This is a genomic window from Actinoplanes solisilvae (assembly GCF_003999975.1).
GTDB classification, from domain to species: domain Bacteria; phylum Actinomycetota; class Actinomycetes; order Mycobacteriales; family Micromonosporaceae; genus Actinoplanes; species Actinoplanes solisilvae.
On the sequence record NZ_RJAC01000015.1, the window covers coordinates 63,077 to 77,826 of the forward strand.

The window sequence follows — 14,750 nt, forward strand, 5'->3', positions numbered from 1 at the left end:
TTGCCCGCCGGCGTTACGGTCGAGGTATGGCTCCCTATGTGCGTGCCGTCGCTGTTGCCGCCCTGAACGCGACGCTCAGCGGCGTGTGGATCGCAGCCGGCGAGTTGACTCCGGCCCGGCGACGGCTCGTACGCGCCGGCGCGCTCGCGGTGTCGGGGGTGGTCGTTCTCGATGCCTACCGGCGAGCGGAGCAGACCCGCCCAGCGACGGTGGTGGGCGTCGGTGAGAATCCCCGGTTGGTGTCCGAGGGCATCCCGAGGCCGCCACTCGACAAGCGCCAGGCAGCCAAGGCCGCGGGCCTGGCGGGTTTCGCGCTTGCGGTGACCGTCGGCCGCAGCCGGCTTCGGAAACGGTGGCTGGCCCAGCTCACCCGCGACGGCCATCCGCACCCGACCCGGGTCCTCGCGATGCGGATGGCGGCGTTCGAGTTCGTGGTCCAGTTGCGCGGCCAGGTCGCCGGCGTGCGCCGGGACGCCCGCGCACGATGAGGACGCTGACCCGCAACGTCCTGGAGAACTGGGGTGAGCGCGGTGAGCGGTGGCTCGCGTCGCTGCCCTCGCTGGTCGAGGAGATCGCCGCCGCGTGGGGTCTGCGGGTTCTGACGACGTACCCGATGACGTTCCACTGGGTCGCCGAGGTGGAACGGGCCGACGGGTCGACGGCGGTGCTCAAGCTCGGGGTGGCCGACGGGCATCTCGACGCCGAGGTGGAAGCCCTGCGGGTCTTCGACGGGCGGGGAGCCGTACGGCTGCTGGCTTCTGACCCGGAGCAAGGGGCCTTCCTCGTCGAGCGGGCCGACCCGGGAACGCCGTTGACGGTCACCGATGAGGACGTCCTGGTGGATGTCGGTCGCCGTTTGCATCGCGCGGATCCCACCGCCGCACTTCCGCATTTGCGCAGCCTGCGCGGGGGTTTCGAGCGGTATCAGGGCGGGCCGATCCCCCGGCGGATGGTCGATCGGGCGGCCGAACTGTTCGACGACCTGTGCGACAGCGCGCCGCGGGAGACAGTCCTGCACGGCGACCTGCACCACGGAAATGTGCTGCGGGCGACCCGCTCCGAATGGCTCGCGATCGACCCCCACGGGCTGGTCGGCGATCCGGGATACGACGGCGGGGCGATGCTCTACAACCCCGATCCGGAGCGGCGGGATCCGTCGCTGCTCGCGCTCGTCCCCGGCCGGATCGAGCGGCTGGCCGAGCACGAGCCGATCGACCGCGTCGTGGCCTGGGGATTCGTGATGGGCGTGCTCTCCGAGCTGTGGACGGTCGAGGCGTCGGGCGAGGCACGCACGCGGGCGCTCGACGTGGCGCGCCTGCTCGAACCGAGACTTGGTTAGCGGCCCAGCACCGTCGCACCCAGCGTCATCATCACCATCAGTCCGATGATCACCGTGAACGACACCGTCAGCGACGACACATGCGCGATGCCGCCGACGATCCCCGGAGCGACAAGACCGCTTCCGTACGCGATGCCGGCCACTCCGGCAATGGCACGTCCCGGATGTTCGCTGCTGCGCCCGGCCGCCGCGAAGACCAGCGGGACGACCACCGCGACCCCGACACCGAGCAGGCCGAACCCGGCGATGACCAGCGCGATCGGCTCCAACAGCACGACCGTCAACGCGCCGAGAGTGGCCAGCGCCCCGCCGATGCGTACGGTGGTCACCGGACCGAGCTTCCCTACGACCCAGTCGCCGGCGAAGCGGGTCACGGCCAAGCAGACCGAGAAGATCGCGACGGTCGCGGCGGCCGTGGCGGCGGGATGACCGAGCAGGTCGCGCACATAGACGGCGGCCCAGTCGAGGCTGGCCCCCTCGGCGAAGACCGCGCACAGTCCGATCAGGCCGATCGGCAGTACCGCCTTCGAGGGCAGCGCGAACGCGGGCGGCTCCTCCAGCGTCGGTTCGGGCCGGTGCGGCACGATCCCGGCCGCCGCGCTGAGGACGACGGCGGCCAGCACGACGACCGTGATCGCGAAGTGGGCCGGCGCGCCCAGGCCCTGGTTCGCGGCGAACGCGGCCACGGCCGAGCCGCCCAGCCCGCCGACGCTCCACCATCCGTGGAAGCCGGACATGACCGAACGACCGTAGCGTTCCTCGACCAGCACCGCGTGCGCGTTCATGGCCACGTCGGCCAGCCCCGCCGTCGCGCCGTAGACGACGAGCGTCAGGCAGAGCAGCCACAGCGAGGTGGGCAGCGCGGGCAGCAGCAACGCCCCGACCCAGCCCAGCATCAGGACCCGTACGAGATGGCGCAGGTCGAACCGGTGCACGAGCCGCCCGGACACCGGCATCGCCAGCAACGCCCCCACGCCCGGCATGAGCAACGCCACCCCGAGCCCACCCGGCCCGACCCCGACATGATCGGCCACCCACGGCACCCGCGCGGCGAACGTCCCCGTCACCGCCCCGTGAGCCGCGAAGATCGCCGAGGTGGCGACCCGCGCCCGCCGCAGGTTGAACACATCGGTACTGATCACATTCATGACCGTGATCGACGACTCTCCGCTGTTTGCCGTGGGTGGGATTCGTCCATATAGTCGGGCCGGTGGCAGATGGACACGATGGTCCGAAAGAAGCCTGTGGCGTCTTCGGCGTTCGAGACCCGCGGCAGCCCGCGGCTCACCTGACCTATCTAGGCCTGTTCGCGTTGCAGCATCGCGGGCAGGAATCGGCCGGCATCGCGGCCGGCGACGGCACCAAAATCATGGTCGACAAGGACATGGGGCTGGTCTCCACGATCTTCGACGAGCATCGGTTGCGGGCGTTGCCGGGCGGGCTGGCGATCGGGCACACCCGCTATGCGACGACCGGGGCCAGCGCCTGGCACAACGCGCAGCCCGTCGCCCGGCACGCGGGTGATCTCTTCTTCGCCCTCGGGCACAACGGCAACCTGGTCAACACGACCGAGTTGGCCGGCGCATCCGACCTTGACGCCGATCTCGGCAGCGACAGTGACGTCATCGCCGCGCTGGTCGCCCGAGCGGTGACCGGCGGCGCCGACCTGATCGGCGCGATCACCGACGTGCTGCCGCGCCTGCGGGGTGCGTACTCGCTGGTCTTCATGGACGAGGACCGGCTGATCGGCGCGCGTGACCCGAACGGGTTCCGGCCTCTGTTCCTGGGCCGCACCGACACCGGCGGCTGGGTGCTCGCCTCCGAGACCCCGGCTCTCGACGTGGTCGGCGCCGAAGTCATCCGCGAGATCGACCCGGGCGAGCTGGTGGTGATCGACGACGAGGGCGTGCACAGCTCACAGTTCGCCCCGCCGCAGCGCAAGGCCCTCTGCTCCTTCGAGTTCGTCTACATCGCCCGGCCCGACGGCAAGCTCGGCGGCATCGGGGTGCACGCCGCCCGCCGCCGGATGGGTGCGGCCCTCGCCCGGCAGGCGCCCGTGGACGCCGACATGGTCATGCCGATCCCCGACTCGTCGGTGCCCGGCGCTCAGGGGTACGCGGCCGAGTCGGGCATCGAATACGGCGACGGGCTCATCAAGAACCGCTACATCGGCCGTACGTTCATCGCCCCGACGCAACAGCTGCGCGACAACGCCGTACGCATCAAATTCAACGCGATCGAGGACAACGTCGCCGGAAAGCGGCTCGTCGTCGTCGAAGACTCGATCGTGCGCGCGACCACGCTCCGCAGCACGATGAAGCTGCTGCGCAACGCCGGCGCGGCCGAGATCCACCTGCGTGTGCTGTCGGCGCCGTACCGCTGGTCCTGCTTCTACGGCCTGGACACCTCGGACCGCAGCAAGCTCGTCGCCGCCACCATGACGATCGAGCAGATCCGCGACCACCTCGGCGCCGACTCGCTGGCCTACCTCGACCTCGACAACATGCTGACCGCGATCACCCCCGAGCCGGGCGGTTTCTGCACAGCTTGCATGACCGGCGACTATCCCGTGCCGATTCCCGGCCTGGAGTGACCCGATGCCGCTGCGCAGGCACAAACGATGGTGGGGCGTCACGCTGGACGCGCCCGACGGTCCTGAGCTGGGGCGTTTCTATGCACGGCTGCTCGACTGGCAGTTCTTCCCCGCCGACAACGGCCTCGGCGGGGCGGTCGCGCCGTCCGAGGACGCGGGCTACAACCTCGGATTTCAGACCGAGCCCCAATACGTACGCCCCGTGTGGCCGGCCGAGCCTGGTCAGCCTCAGATGTCGATGCACCTGGAGATCGAGGTCGACGATCTCGACGAGGCGGTGGCCCACGCGGTGGGTGTCGGCGCGACGATCGCCGACTTTCAACCCCAGCCCACCGTACGGGTTCTGCTCGACCCCGCCGGGCATCCGTTCTGCCTATACGTCGACGAAGCGGAACAGCCGGACCCCTGAGGCGTACGGGTCGGGTTCGCGGCTCAGCCGGTGCACCCCGACCCGGAAGCGCGCGTCGGCCGGGGCCACGAAAGCGAGCTCGTCGAAACCGTTCAGGCCGAACAGCTCCCGTACGTCGGAGTCGCCGGCCCTCGTCCAGATCACCGTGCCGCCGGGGGCCAGCAGGCTCGGCAGCGACGCGATCGTCCGGCGCGTGTCCTCGTACGGGATGTTGCCGAAAACGCCGCAGGCGAGCAGAACCTCGGCGGGCGCCACCGCAGCGTAGGGGTCGGTTGTGCCCGCGTCGCCGGTCAGCACCGTGACGCCGTCGCCGGCCGCGTCCCGAGCGCGCTGGGCCAGCACCGGGTCGGCCTCGACCAGCACGGCCCGCGACCCGTCAGGCAGCAGCGGCAGCACGTCACGCCCGTCGCCCGCGCACATGCTGATCACCCGGCGGGGACGGTCGAGCAGCGGGCGCAGGTGACCTCGCACCACCTCCAGCCGTCGGGCCAGGGACGAGCCCGGCACCTCGTACTCGTCGTGCCATCGGAGCCAGTCACGAGTCACCGGGGCATCTAAGCAAAGACGCCGCGCCCTGGCGGGGGCGCGGCGCCTTTCCTGGACCCGGGAGCGGGTCAGGTCGAGGACGGACGGTCGGTCGCGACCGCCACGTCCTTGTCGATTCTCGGGTCACCCTCGTCGGCGAAGTAGTCGTCCTGGGTGGTGCCGTCGACGCCCTCCGGTGTCTTCAGCGCCCGCAGGATCAGGGTTACCACCGCCGCGACCAGCAGGTTCACGATCACGGTGATGAAGCCGACGTAGATCGTGCGGGACGTGTCGAAGCCGAACTCGGAGAGCGGGAACGCCGAACCACCGAAGTGGGCCTTGCCCGTAGCCGCGTTCGGGATCTGCCACAGCATCCACATCGACAGGCTCATCCCGACGACCCAGCCGACGATCAGCCCGTCGCGGTGCAGCCAGCGGGTGAACAGGCCGAGCGCCACCGCGGGCGCCGTCTGCAGGATGATGATGCCGCCGATGAGCTGCAGGTCGATCGAGAACTGCGGATCGAGGAAGACGATGCAGGCGACCGCGCCGACCTTCACGACCAGCGACGTCACCTTGGAGACCTTGGCCTCCTGGGCCGGCGACGCGTCCTTGCGCAGATACTCCTTGTAGATGTTGCGGGTGAACAGGTTGGCCGCGGCGATCGACATGATCGCGGCCGGGACGAGCGCCCCGATGCCGATCGCGGCGAAGGCGACGCCCGCGAACCACGCCGGGAACTGCATGTCGAAGAGCAGCGGTACGACCGTGTTGCTGTCGACGGTGCCCTCACGAGCACCCGGCAGCGGCTTCACGCCCGACGCGATGGCCGCGTACCCGAGCAGCGCCAGCAGACCGAGCAGGAAACTGTAGGCCGGCAGGGCCGACATGTTCCGCTTGATCACATTGCGGTTCTTGCTGGCCAGTACGCCGGTGATGCTGTGCGGGTAGAGGAACAGCGCGAGCGCCGAGCCCAGCGCGAGGGTGATGTATTGGATCTGGTTGTTGGCGTTGAGCGTGATGCCGTCGTTCGGGTTCGGTGACGCGTTGAACTTCGCCTCGGCCGCGTCGAAGATGCTGCCCCAGCCGCCCAGCTTGTAGGGCAGGTAGATGACGGCCACCAGGATCACGATGTAGATCAGCGTGTCCTTGACGAAGGCGATCAGCGCGGGCGCCCGCAGACCCGATTGATAGGTGTACGCGGCGAGGATCGCGAACGCGATGATGATCGGCGCGTGACGCGCGAGCACGCTCTCGCCGGTCACCCCCATCGTCTTGAGCACCGCTTCGATGCCGATGAGCTGCAGGGCGATGTACGGCATGGTCGCGACGATGCCGGTGATGGCGATCAGCAGCGCCAGCGTGGGCGAGTCGAACCGGGAACGGACGAAGTCGGCCGGTGTCACAAATCCGTGCCGGTGTGACACCGACCAGAGCCGGATCAGGATCAGGAAGAAGAGCGGATAGATGACGATCGTGTACGGCACGGCGAAGAACCCGGCCGCGCCGGCGCCGAAGATCAGCGCGGGTACGGCGACGAACGTGTACGCCGTGTAGAGGTCACCGCCGACGAGGAACCAGGTGATCCACCCGCCGAAGCTGCGGCCACCCAGGCCCCACTCGTCGAGGTGCTCCATGTCCTTGGGCGCCCGCCACCGCGCGGCGACGAATCCCATGCCGCTGACCAGCAGGAACAGCAGCGTGAAGACCACGATCTCGGTGATGTGTTCACTCATGCCGTCACCGCTTTCTCGTCATGCGAAAGACGATCGTGGTGGTCACCACGCCGACGAGAATGAACAGGAACTGCAGCCAGTAGAACGCGGGGAAACCCCACAACCGCGGCGAGTCGTGATTGAACAGGGGCGTCAGCACCGGCAGGACGATGGGGATCAGAAGCAGCCAGTTCCACGGGCTGCGATCGCTGCGGGCTACGGGCACTGCTTTCGGCGATTCGGGGTCCGCCATCAGCCGCACCTCCTGGTAACTGTGGAGACGGTCACAGTCACGCTAACGAGCGATCAGCCCTCCAAGCGATCATCGTGCGCCGAACGGGCGACACGCTGCGCCGAACGGCGCCCATCGATGGCTCCTCGCAAACAGCCAGGCAGGCCCTGGGTGGCGCGCCGCCGGCGGCGGTCCGGACGGCGCGTCGCCCTCGGCGATCAGGGTGTCCAGAGGCCGGTCGCGACGGCCTTGGTCAGGGAGGCGTTGGCGTCGTCGCCGTCGAGGGACCACATCATGGCTCCGCCGAGGCCCTTCGAGCGGATCCACAACGACTTCTGCAGAAGCACGGCCGGGTCGTCGTAGGTCCAGAACGTCGTGCCGTCGAAGAGCCACGCGTGGCCGGACTTCAGATCGCGGTGGACCTTGAAGCCGGGCAGGTTCTTCACCGTCTTGTAGTCCTCGGTGCCGGCGGCGAACTTGCCCGGCGCCGGGCCGGTGGCGGTGGCGAAGAGGCCGTTGCCGCCGCTGGTGATGCCGGTCCAGCCCTGGCTGTAGTAGGGCATGCCTAGCACCAGCTTCTGCCGCGGAGCCCCGACCGACAACCACTTGTTGATCGCGACCTCGGAGGAGAAGTCGGGGTTGTCGGGGGCGCCGGCCGGCACGCGCAGGGCCGACTGCTGGTTGGCCCGGTTCTCCCACGAGCCGTGGAAGTCGTAGCCCTGGACCGTGGCGAAGTCCAGGTAGCGGAAGATCTTGCCTTCGAAGCCGGCGTCGACCTTCGCGGGCGCGGCGGGCAGGAACGCCGTCAGGTCGTACCGCTTCTTGGTGGTGCGGGAGAGCTTGTCGAGCTGGGCCCGGAACTCGGCCGTCAGCAGCGTGAAGTTCCGCTTGTCCTCGGGCCGGATGATGTTGCCGACCTCGCCGGACGAGCCGGGCCACTCCCAGTCGAGGTCGATGCCGTCCAGCACGCCGGCGGCGACGCCCGCGGGCAGGCCGGGCAGGTTGCCCTTGATCCACAGGTCGACGCAGGACGCGACGAGCTTCTTGCGGGAGGCGTCGGTCAGGGCCGCGTCGGAGAAGTATTTCGAGCCGGTCCAGCCACCCAGCGAGATGAGCACGCGCAGACGAGGGTTCTTGGCTTTGAGCTCGGCGATCTGGTTGAGGTTGCCGCTGATCGGCTGGCCGGCCACGTCGGCGACGCCGTCGACGCTGAGCTCGGCCGAGAAGGGGGTCTGCCAGTCGGCCCACGGGTCGGCCGAGGCGCAGACGCCGTCGGCGGTGACCGGGCCGAACGCGTAGTTGATGTGGGTGAGCCGGGACGCGGCACCCGACTGCTGCACTTTGGCCAGCTGGAAGTCGCGGCCGTAGATGCCCCACTGCGTGAAATATCCGACCTTGACGTATTTCTTGGCACCGGCCTGAGCGGGCGAGGAAGGTATCGCGGTGACGGTCAGCGCGACCACGGCGGTAGCGGCCGCGGCGACGAGACGTCGGGTCCGAACGCGCATGAGCCCTCCAGGGGCGAAACGTTGAAGAAAGTTTCCTAATTGAGGAAGCTAAACGTCTCGCCCCGGCAAGGCAACCAGGAGAATGAGGATTATTCAGGCTAGCTCGTCGATAAGGTCAAGTCCTCGCTCCACCGAAGCCTGAATAACCCTCAATCGATGCGACTAGCGTAAATGGGCCGTTTCGTTCACCGAACGCACCGCCAGATTTCCGTCCGGCCACACGTCCATCGTGGAGATTCCCGCCGCGTCGAGGAACAGGCGGTGCAGGAACGCGTCGGAGGCGGCCAGCGCGTCACGCAGGATCAACTTGATCGGCGACACGTGCGAGACCACGACAACGACCCCACCCGCGTACGACTGGAGGATCGTCGCCATCGCGCCGCGTACCCGCTTCGAGGCCGCCTGGAACGACTCGCCCCCCGGAGGCGCGACGCTGGTCGAGTCGAGCCACGCCTGCATCTCGCGCGGCCAGCCCTCCTGCACCTCGGCGAAGGTCAGCCCCTCCCACACCCCGAAGTCGACCTCGATCAGGTCGTCGACGACCGTCACCGGCACGCCGCCCACCTCGGCCGAGATCAACTCAGCCGTACGCACGCAGCGGCTCAACGGTGAGCTGACGATGGCTGTCACGTCGCGCGCGATCCCGGCCACCCGGCCGCCCGCGGCCATCGCCTGCGCCTGGCCCTGGTCGGAGAGCGCGACGTCGCCGCGGCCCGAGTAACGGCCCTGCTGGGTGAAGATCGTCTCACCGTGGCGCACGAGGATGAGCCGGGTCGCGTCGTCGAGCGACGGCGGCGCCCACGAGCGCGGCGCCGAGGCGGCGGAGAAGGCCGACCCGGAAGAAGCCGGCGCCGCGGTGACCTCGGGCTCGATGCGATCGGCCACCGGTTTGCCCGCGGCCTCGTCCATCGCCCGGTTGGCCAGCGCGTCGGCCGCCTTGTTGCGCTCGCGCGGGATCCACTCGAAGGTCACCTTGCCGACCCGGGCGACCAGCTGGGCGGCCTCGGCGGCGAGCGGACGCAGCCCCGCGTTCTTGATCTGCCAGCGGCCCGACATCTGCTCGACCACGAGCTTGGAGTCCATGCGCACACCGACCTCGGTGGCGCCGAGCTCGATCGCGGCCTTGAGCCCCTCGATCAGCCCCGTGTATTCGGCGACGTTGTTGGTGGTCACGCCGAGGGAGCCGTACCGCTCAAGCAGGATCTCGCCGTCGGCGTCGCGCACCACCGAGCCGTACCCGGCCGGTCCGGGGTTGCCCCGGGACCCGCCGTCGGCCTCGACGAGAACTCTCACAGGCCCGATTCTTTCGTACGGACCATGATGCGGCGGCACTCCTCGCAGCGAACCACCTCGTCGGGGGCGGCCGACCGCACCCGGTTGAGGTCGGCGCCGTAGAGCTCGATGCGGCAGCCGCCGCAGCGCCCGGACTGGAACAGCGCGGCGCCCAGCCCCGAGTCGAGCCGGATCTTGTCGTAGAGGGTGACGAGATCGGCCGGCAGGTCGGCCGAGAGCGGACCCCGGGAGGAGGTCTTGAACTCCTGCTCCTTGGCGATGTCGGCCAGCGCCTCGTCGCGCCGCCGCTCGGCCGCCTCGCGCCGTTCGGTGGCCGCGGCCATCCGGCCCTGCACCTCGGTCAGGGCGGCCTCGGCCGACTCCTTCTGCTCCATCAGTTCGAGCTCGGCGTCCTCGAGCTCGGACTGCCGCCGGTTGAGGGTGGCCAGCTCGTGCTGCAGGCCTTCGATCTCGCGCAGGGCGCCGCCGGCGTCGAGCCTCTTCTGGTCACGGTCCTTGCGGACCCGTACCTGCTCGATGTCTTTCTCGAAACGGGTGATGTCGCGGTCGAGGTCGTCCACCGCGACCTGCGCCCGGACCCGCTCGTCCTCGAGCCCGGAGATCTCCCGCGCGACGGCGTCGATCTCGGCGAGCTCGGGCAGCGATTTACGCCGGTGCGCGAGCTGCGCCAGGGCGGTGTCGACGGCTTGCAGGTCGAGCAAGCGGCGCTGGGCTTCCGGCGAGGCCTTCACAGCAGGGGCTCCTTCTTTTCGGGTACGTCCCTGGCGTGCACGGTCCAGGGGTCGGTGTCCACATCAGACACGATGGTTTCGGCGCCGAACGTCTCGCGCAGCCAGGCGGCGACGTCGTCGAGCCACGGGCGCTCGGTCGCCCAGTGCGCGACGTCGACCAGCGCGGGTCCGTTCTCGGCGAGGTGCTCGCTCGCGGGGTGGTGGCGAAGATCGGCACAAAGGTACGCGTCGACACCCGCCCGGGTCGCGTCGGCGAGGAAGCTGTCGCCCGCGCCGCCGCAGACGGCGATCGTACGCAAGATCTTGGCGGGGTCGCCGGCCGCCCGCACCCCGGCCGAGGTGGTGGGCAGCAGGGTGGCCGCGTAGCCGGTGAACTCGGCCAGGTTCATCGGCTCGTCGAGCTCGCCGACGCGGCCCAGGCCTCGGCCCTCGCCCGCGGCGGCACCCACGGCCGGCACCAGGGGCCGCAGGTCGCGCAGGCGCAGGCGGGCGGCGAGCGCGTCGGACACGCCGGGGTTCGCCACGTCGGCATTTGTGTGCGCGACGTAGAGGGCGACGTCACTCCGGATCAACCGGTGCACGATGCGGCCCTTGAAGGTGTCGGGCGCGATCGACGAGACCGGCTTGAGCAGCAGCGGGTGGTGGGCCACGATCAGGTCGGCCCGCACCTCGAGCGCCTGGTCGACCGTCTCGGGCACGCAGTCGACGACGCAGAGGATGCGGCGGACCGAGTGCTCGAAGTCGCCGAGCACCAGCCCGACCCGGTCCCACGACTCCGCCCAGTCGCGCGGATAGCGCCGGTCGAGGGCGCTCACCACGTCGAGGACGGTCGGTGCTGCGGCAGAGTCGGTCACGGCCGCCAACTCTATCGGGCCGGAGCCCTCGAATCGCCAGGACAGGGGCCTACGCGGGTTCCACCCGGCTGCCGCTGCTCATCGTCACCGGGTTGGTGACGGCCTGCAGGGCACGCCGCCACGGGAACTGGCTGCGAAACCGGTCGGTCTGTCCCGGATTGCCGAGCCGGCAGACGTCCTCGCCGTAGAGAACGTGCACGCCCCAGTCCTTTAGCTTCGCGAGGCTGTCGTGCAGCGCGGGGTGCAGAGCCATGACCTTGTTCGTGTACGGCACGACGGCCGTGGGCACGCCGTAGCCGTAGCCCTCGACCAGCAGGCCGAGAACCAGGGTGTCGGTGATGCCAGCGGCCCACTTGTTGACGGTGTTGACCGTGGCCGGCGCGACGATCATCGCGTCGGCGCCGGGCAGCACGTCGGGGTCGCCCGGGCCCTTGTAATAGGTGCGAACCGGGTGGCCGGTCTGCTGCTGGAGGGCGGCCACGTCGACGAACTTGCGCCCGTCGGGCGTCGTGATCACGCAGACGTCCCAGCCCTCCTGCTGGGCGAGACCGACCAGGATGCCGACGTCGCGCGCCATGGGTGAACCGCAGACCAGGACGTACAGCACGCCGGGAGCGGAGTTACCGGTCGTCACGCGCTACCCTCCCGTCCGCACTCGAGACCGGTTCGAAAACCCGCTCATACACCGACTCCCATCTGCTCGGCCAGTTCCGCTATCGGAGCCGGCGGAGTGCCCCGCGTCCGGCGGAGCACGTCGGAAAGAACCTCGTGCGCGAGCGGGCGGCAACGGATCTCGCTCGGGGCGAGCCGGTCGCCCTCGAGCAGCATCTCGCTGGCCTTCTCGACGTTGCCGATCTGCGTGTAGCCGCGGGCGATGTCCAGGTAGTGGTGCGCCCGGCGCTCGGGCAGCATCGCGTTGAAGCCGACCACGTCGAGGTTCTCGTGCGTCTCGACCGCCATGCGGCCGTCGCCCAGCTCGACCGCGGTCGCGCAGCGGTGCAGCGCCACGTTGGTCGGGCCGAAGCTGGTCCAGTAGTGGTTGAAGTCGCCACCCAGCTCGAGGGACGCCTGTTCGGCGCCGCAGAGCAGGTCTCGTACGGTCGCACTGTCGCCGATGCGGGCCGCGGCCATCGCCCCGTTCAGCAGCAGCATCCCGTAGACCGAGAGGCGCTCCTCCTTGCGTTCGGGGTCGTCCGCGTAACCGGACGCGAGCCGGTTGGCGATGTTGACGTTGACCTCGAGCGAGGGCCGCACCCGGCCGAGTGCCCGCAGCGCGCTGCCCACCCGATAGCTGGCCAGCCCGGCCAGCAGACGGTCACCGGCCCGCTGGGAGACGGCGATCGAGCGGTCGGCCGCCAGCCACGACAGCTCGTGCTCGCCGACCTTACGCAGCGCGGACGACGCGATCTGGTAGACCTGGCCCAGCAGGTGGGCCGCCTCTTTACTCTCGGCGCCGGTGGCATAGGCACTGTCGGCCGCCTGGGCGTCGCGCAGCAGTTTGGGCAGCGTACGGGCGAGCACGCCGTACTTCGCATGCTGGAAGGTCAGCCACGCGTGACTGACCGCCTTGCGCATCTCGGCGATCGGCGGCGAATGCGGCACCGCCTGGAAGAACGCGCTCATCTGGTCGTATCGCTCCAGGGCGGCGCGGATCTCCTCCACCTCGACCTGGTCGATACAGTTCTGTGTCTCGGGCCGGCGCTCCACGTCCTTGCCCAGCAGAAGCTGGACGTCGACCTGCAGTACATCGGCGATCTCGTAGACGACGGAGAACTTGTCGAGCCGGCGGACTCCCCGCTCCACCTTGTCGACCCAGCTCTTGGACTTTCCCAGCCGGTCAGCGAAGACCTGCTGGGACATTTTGCGTCGACCGCGCCAATAGGCGACGCGGCGGCCGATCGGCAGCTCGTCCACGGTGCCTCCCCCAGCTCATCGACGACCCCCGCCGACGAGCTCTTGTGTCATCTGCAGTCTGAACCCAACACGACCGCGCACGTCGCACAGCGTGTGTGATCGCCTGCTCACCGATGCTCGTAGTTTTTCTGGCAACTTGCAAAGGGTGGATCTGCCGGAACCAACGAGGTGTGTCGCGCTTGGATACGGCGTACCGGGCTGATATAGCGCGGGGCCACCCAGATCGGGGGTTATCGAGCCATGCAGTGGACAGTCCATCGACCGTTCGTACCGCCCACGCTCCTCGATCGATCGCGGCTGCGCCGGGCCGCGCTGCGTTACGCCGCGCACGGATGGGCCGTCACGCCGGGTGCGCGCCTGGCCGGTCACCGCTTCGCGTGCGGCCGTCCGGGCTGCCCGATCATGGCGTGCCACCCGGCCCTGGAGGCCTGGGAGGAGACCGCGAGCGCCGACGCCGCCCAGGTGCAGGCGTGGTGGCGGCACACGCCGCACACCGTGCTGCTCGTGACCGGGCGGTGCTTCGACGTCCTCGAGGTGCCGGCCACGCTCGGCCTGCGGGCGCTCGGCACGGCCTGCTCCACACCGGAGTGCTCGGCGTCGAGCAGGCCGACGCCCGCGGCCCGGTCGCGGTGACCGCCACCGGGCGCTGGATGTTCCTGGTCCGGCCGGGCCGGCCGCTGCGGTCCGAGTTGGATCACCGGCTCGACGTGGTGCGGCACGGGCTCGGCTCGTGGATCCCGGCGGCACCCAGTCGTACGCTCGAAGGCCCCGTACGCTGGGCGGTCTCGCCGGAACGGGTGCGGTGGCGGCTGCCCGACGCCGAGGTCGTGCAGGGGTTGCTGACCGACGCGCTCGGCCCGGTTCGCGAGCCTCGGGTCATCGTGCCCCGGCAGTTGTCCACGGCGCGCCGCGGGGCGTGACGAGGGCCCGGCCGCCGAAGGACTGGACGGGTCACGGGCTCGGACCGGCGTACGCATGTCGTGGTCAACCTAGTGCCTATCCAGCGTGACGGTCGAGTCACTCATCGAAATGAACTTTGCGCGGCCGGGCTCGTACGTGGATGCGGGCACCCTGACTGTCGAAGATCGAGAGAAACTCGACGGCCCCGCCCTCGGCACCGCCGAACCAGTGCGGCACCCGGGTGTCGAACTCGGCCGCCTCGCCCGCCGGCAGCACCAGGTCGTGCTCGCCGAGCACCAGCCGCAGCCGGCCGCTCATCACGTAGAGCCACTCGTAGCCCTCGTGCGTCTTCGGGTCCGGCTGCTGCGCCGGCCCGGCCTCGATGATGTGCTTGAACGCCTGCGGGCCGCCGGGGTTGCGGGTCAGCGGCAGGATCGTCTGGCCGTAGCGGTGGATCGGGCGCGCGTAGACCCGGGGGTCCCCGGTCGGCGGCGCGCCCACCAGCTCGTCGAGCGGCACCCGGTAGGCCCGGGCCAGCGGCAGCAGCAGCTCGAGGGTGGCCTTGCGCTGCCCGGACTCGAGCCGCGACAGGGTGCTCACCGAGATGCCGGTCAGCTCGGCCAGCGCCGTCAGGGTGATGCCCGCGTCCCGGCGCAGCGCCCGCAGCCGTGGGCCGACCTGCCGCAATACGTCCTCGTTTGCCAACACAGCAAAGAAGCTACGCACTTTTGGCAGAG

At 69.8% G+C, this 14,750-nt stretch carries 15 protein-coding genes and 1 pseudogene; 5 read left to right on the forward strand and 11 right to left on the reverse strand.

Going from position 1 to position 14,750, the window contains the following annotated elements; genetic code table 11:
• Positions 1-26 precede the first annotated feature (26 nt).
• Both EER30_RS30465 and EER30_RS30470 read left to right on the forward strand, forming a co-directional pair.
• Positions 27-488 (forward strand): hypothetical protein, encoded by a 462-nt coding sequence (locus EER30_RS30465; RefSeq protein ID WP_127504090.1) that lies wholly within the window; start codon positions 27-29, stop codon positions 486-488.
• The gene (locus tag EER30_RS30470) at positions 485-1,339 is read left to right on the forward strand and encodes an aminoglycoside phosphotransferase family protein (protein ID WP_127504091.1); all 855 of its coding nucleotides are present in this window, start codon (positions 485-487) and stop codon (positions 1,337-1,339) included. Before EER30_RS30465 ends, EER30_RS30470 begins: the two co-directional genes overlap by 4 nt.
• Here EER30_RS30470 and EER30_RS30475 read toward each other — a convergent pair.
• Positions 1,336-2,481 carry an MFS transporter gene (locus EER30_RS30475; RefSeq protein WP_240670399.1) on the reverse strand — a complete coding sequence of 382 codons (1,146 nt, stop codon included), beginning with the start codon at positions 2,479-2,481 and terminating at the stop codon, positions 1,336-1,338. The two genes, EER30_RS30470 and EER30_RS30475, sit on opposite strands and share 4 nt — an antisense overlap.
• A 68-nt stretch (positions 2,482-2,549) precedes the next feature.
• On the opposite strand from EER30_RS30475, the gene purF reads away from it, so the two are divergent.
• Positions 2,550-3,932 (forward strand): amidophosphoribosyltransferase, encoded by a 1,383-nt coding sequence (purF, locus tag EER30_RS30480; protein ID WP_127504093.1) that lies wholly within the window; start codon positions 2,550-2,552, stop codon positions 3,930-3,932.
• A gap of 4 nt (positions 3,933-3,936) precedes the next feature.
• On the forward strand, positions 3,937-4,341 hold the full coding sequence (locus EER30_RS30485) for a VOC family protein (protein WP_127504094.1): 405 nt from the start codon (positions 3,937-3,939) through the stop codon (positions 4,339-4,341).
• Here the strand turns inward: EER30_RS30485 and EER30_RS30490 are convergent.
• From EER30_RS30490 to EER30_RS30530, 9 genes are all read right to left on the reverse strand, one after another.
• The gene (locus tag EER30_RS30490) at positions 4,306-4,887 is read right to left on the reverse strand and encodes a class I SAM-dependent methyltransferase (RefSeq protein WP_127504095.1); all 582 of its coding nucleotides are present in this window, start codon (positions 4,885-4,887) and stop codon (positions 4,306-4,308) included. The two genes, EER30_RS30485 and EER30_RS30490, sit on opposite strands and share 36 nt — an antisense overlap.
• Positions 4,888-4,955: 68 nt before the next feature.
• Positions 4,956-6,602, reverse strand: a complete 1,647-nt coding sequence (mctP, locus tag EER30_RS30495; RefSeq protein WP_127504096.1) for a monocarboxylate uptake permease MctP — start codon at positions 6,600-6,602, stop codon at positions 4,956-4,958.
• Positions 6,603-6,606: 4 nt separating this feature from the next.
• On the reverse strand, positions 6,607-6,834 hold the full coding sequence (locus EER30_RS30500; RefSeq protein ID WP_127504097.1) for a DUF3311 domain-containing protein: 228 nt from the start codon (positions 6,832-6,834) through the stop codon (positions 6,607-6,609).
• Positions 6,835-7,031: 197 nt separating this feature from the next.
• Positions 7,032-8,321: a glycoside hydrolase family 18 protein gene (locus EER30_RS30505; RefSeq protein WP_127504098.1), complete on the reverse strand. Its 1,290-nt coding sequence runs from the start codon at positions 8,319-8,321 to the stop codon at positions 7,032-7,034.
• Positions 8,322-8,483: 162 nt separating this feature from the next.
• Complete coding sequence (locus EER30_RS30510) at positions 8,484-9,614, reverse strand: bifunctional RNase H/acid phosphatase (RefSeq protein ID WP_127504099.1); 1,131 nt, start codon at positions 9,612-9,614, stop codon at positions 8,484-8,486.
• Complete coding sequence (locus EER30_RS30515) at positions 9,611-10,345, reverse strand: zinc ribbon domain-containing protein (protein ID WP_127504100.1); 735 nt, start codon at positions 10,343-10,345, stop codon at positions 9,611-9,613. Before EER30_RS30515 ends, EER30_RS30510 begins: the two co-directional genes overlap by 4 nt.
• Positions 10,342-11,163, reverse strand: coding sequence for a Nif3-like dinuclear metal center hexameric protein (locus EER30_RS30520; protein WP_205650510.1), 822 nt, complete (start codon positions 11,161-11,163; stop codon positions 10,342-10,344). The genes EER30_RS30515 and EER30_RS30520 overlap by 4 nt, the downstream gene beginning before the upstream one ends.
• 85 nt (positions 11,164-11,248) lie before the next feature.
• The gene (locus EER30_RS30525) at positions 11,249-11,776 is read right to left on the reverse strand and encodes a flavoprotein (RefSeq protein WP_240670409.1); all 528 of its coding nucleotides are present in this window, start codon (positions 11,774-11,776) and stop codon (positions 11,249-11,251) included.
• A gap of 101 nt (positions 11,777-11,877) precedes the next feature.
• Entirely contained in the window at positions 11,878-13,113 is a 1,236-nt protein-coding gene (locus tag EER30_RS30530; RefSeq protein ID WP_127504103.1) for a helix-turn-helix domain-containing protein, read from the reverse strand.
• Between the two features lie 240 nt (positions 13,114-13,353).
• On the opposite strand from EER30_RS30530, the pseudogene EER30_RS30535 reads away from it, so the two are divergent.
• Positions 13,354-14,033, forward strand: a pseudogene (locus tag EER30_RS30535) (bifunctional DNA primase/polymerase).
• Positions 14,034-14,130: 97 nt separating this feature from the next.
• Here the strand turns inward: EER30_RS30535 and EER30_RS30540 are convergent.
• Positions 14,131-14,721, reverse strand: coding sequence for a helix-turn-helix domain-containing protein (locus tag EER30_RS30540; RefSeq protein WP_205650499.1), 591 nt, complete (start codon positions 14,719-14,721; stop codon positions 14,131-14,133).
• Between the last annotated feature and the right edge of the window lie 29 nt (positions 14,722-14,750).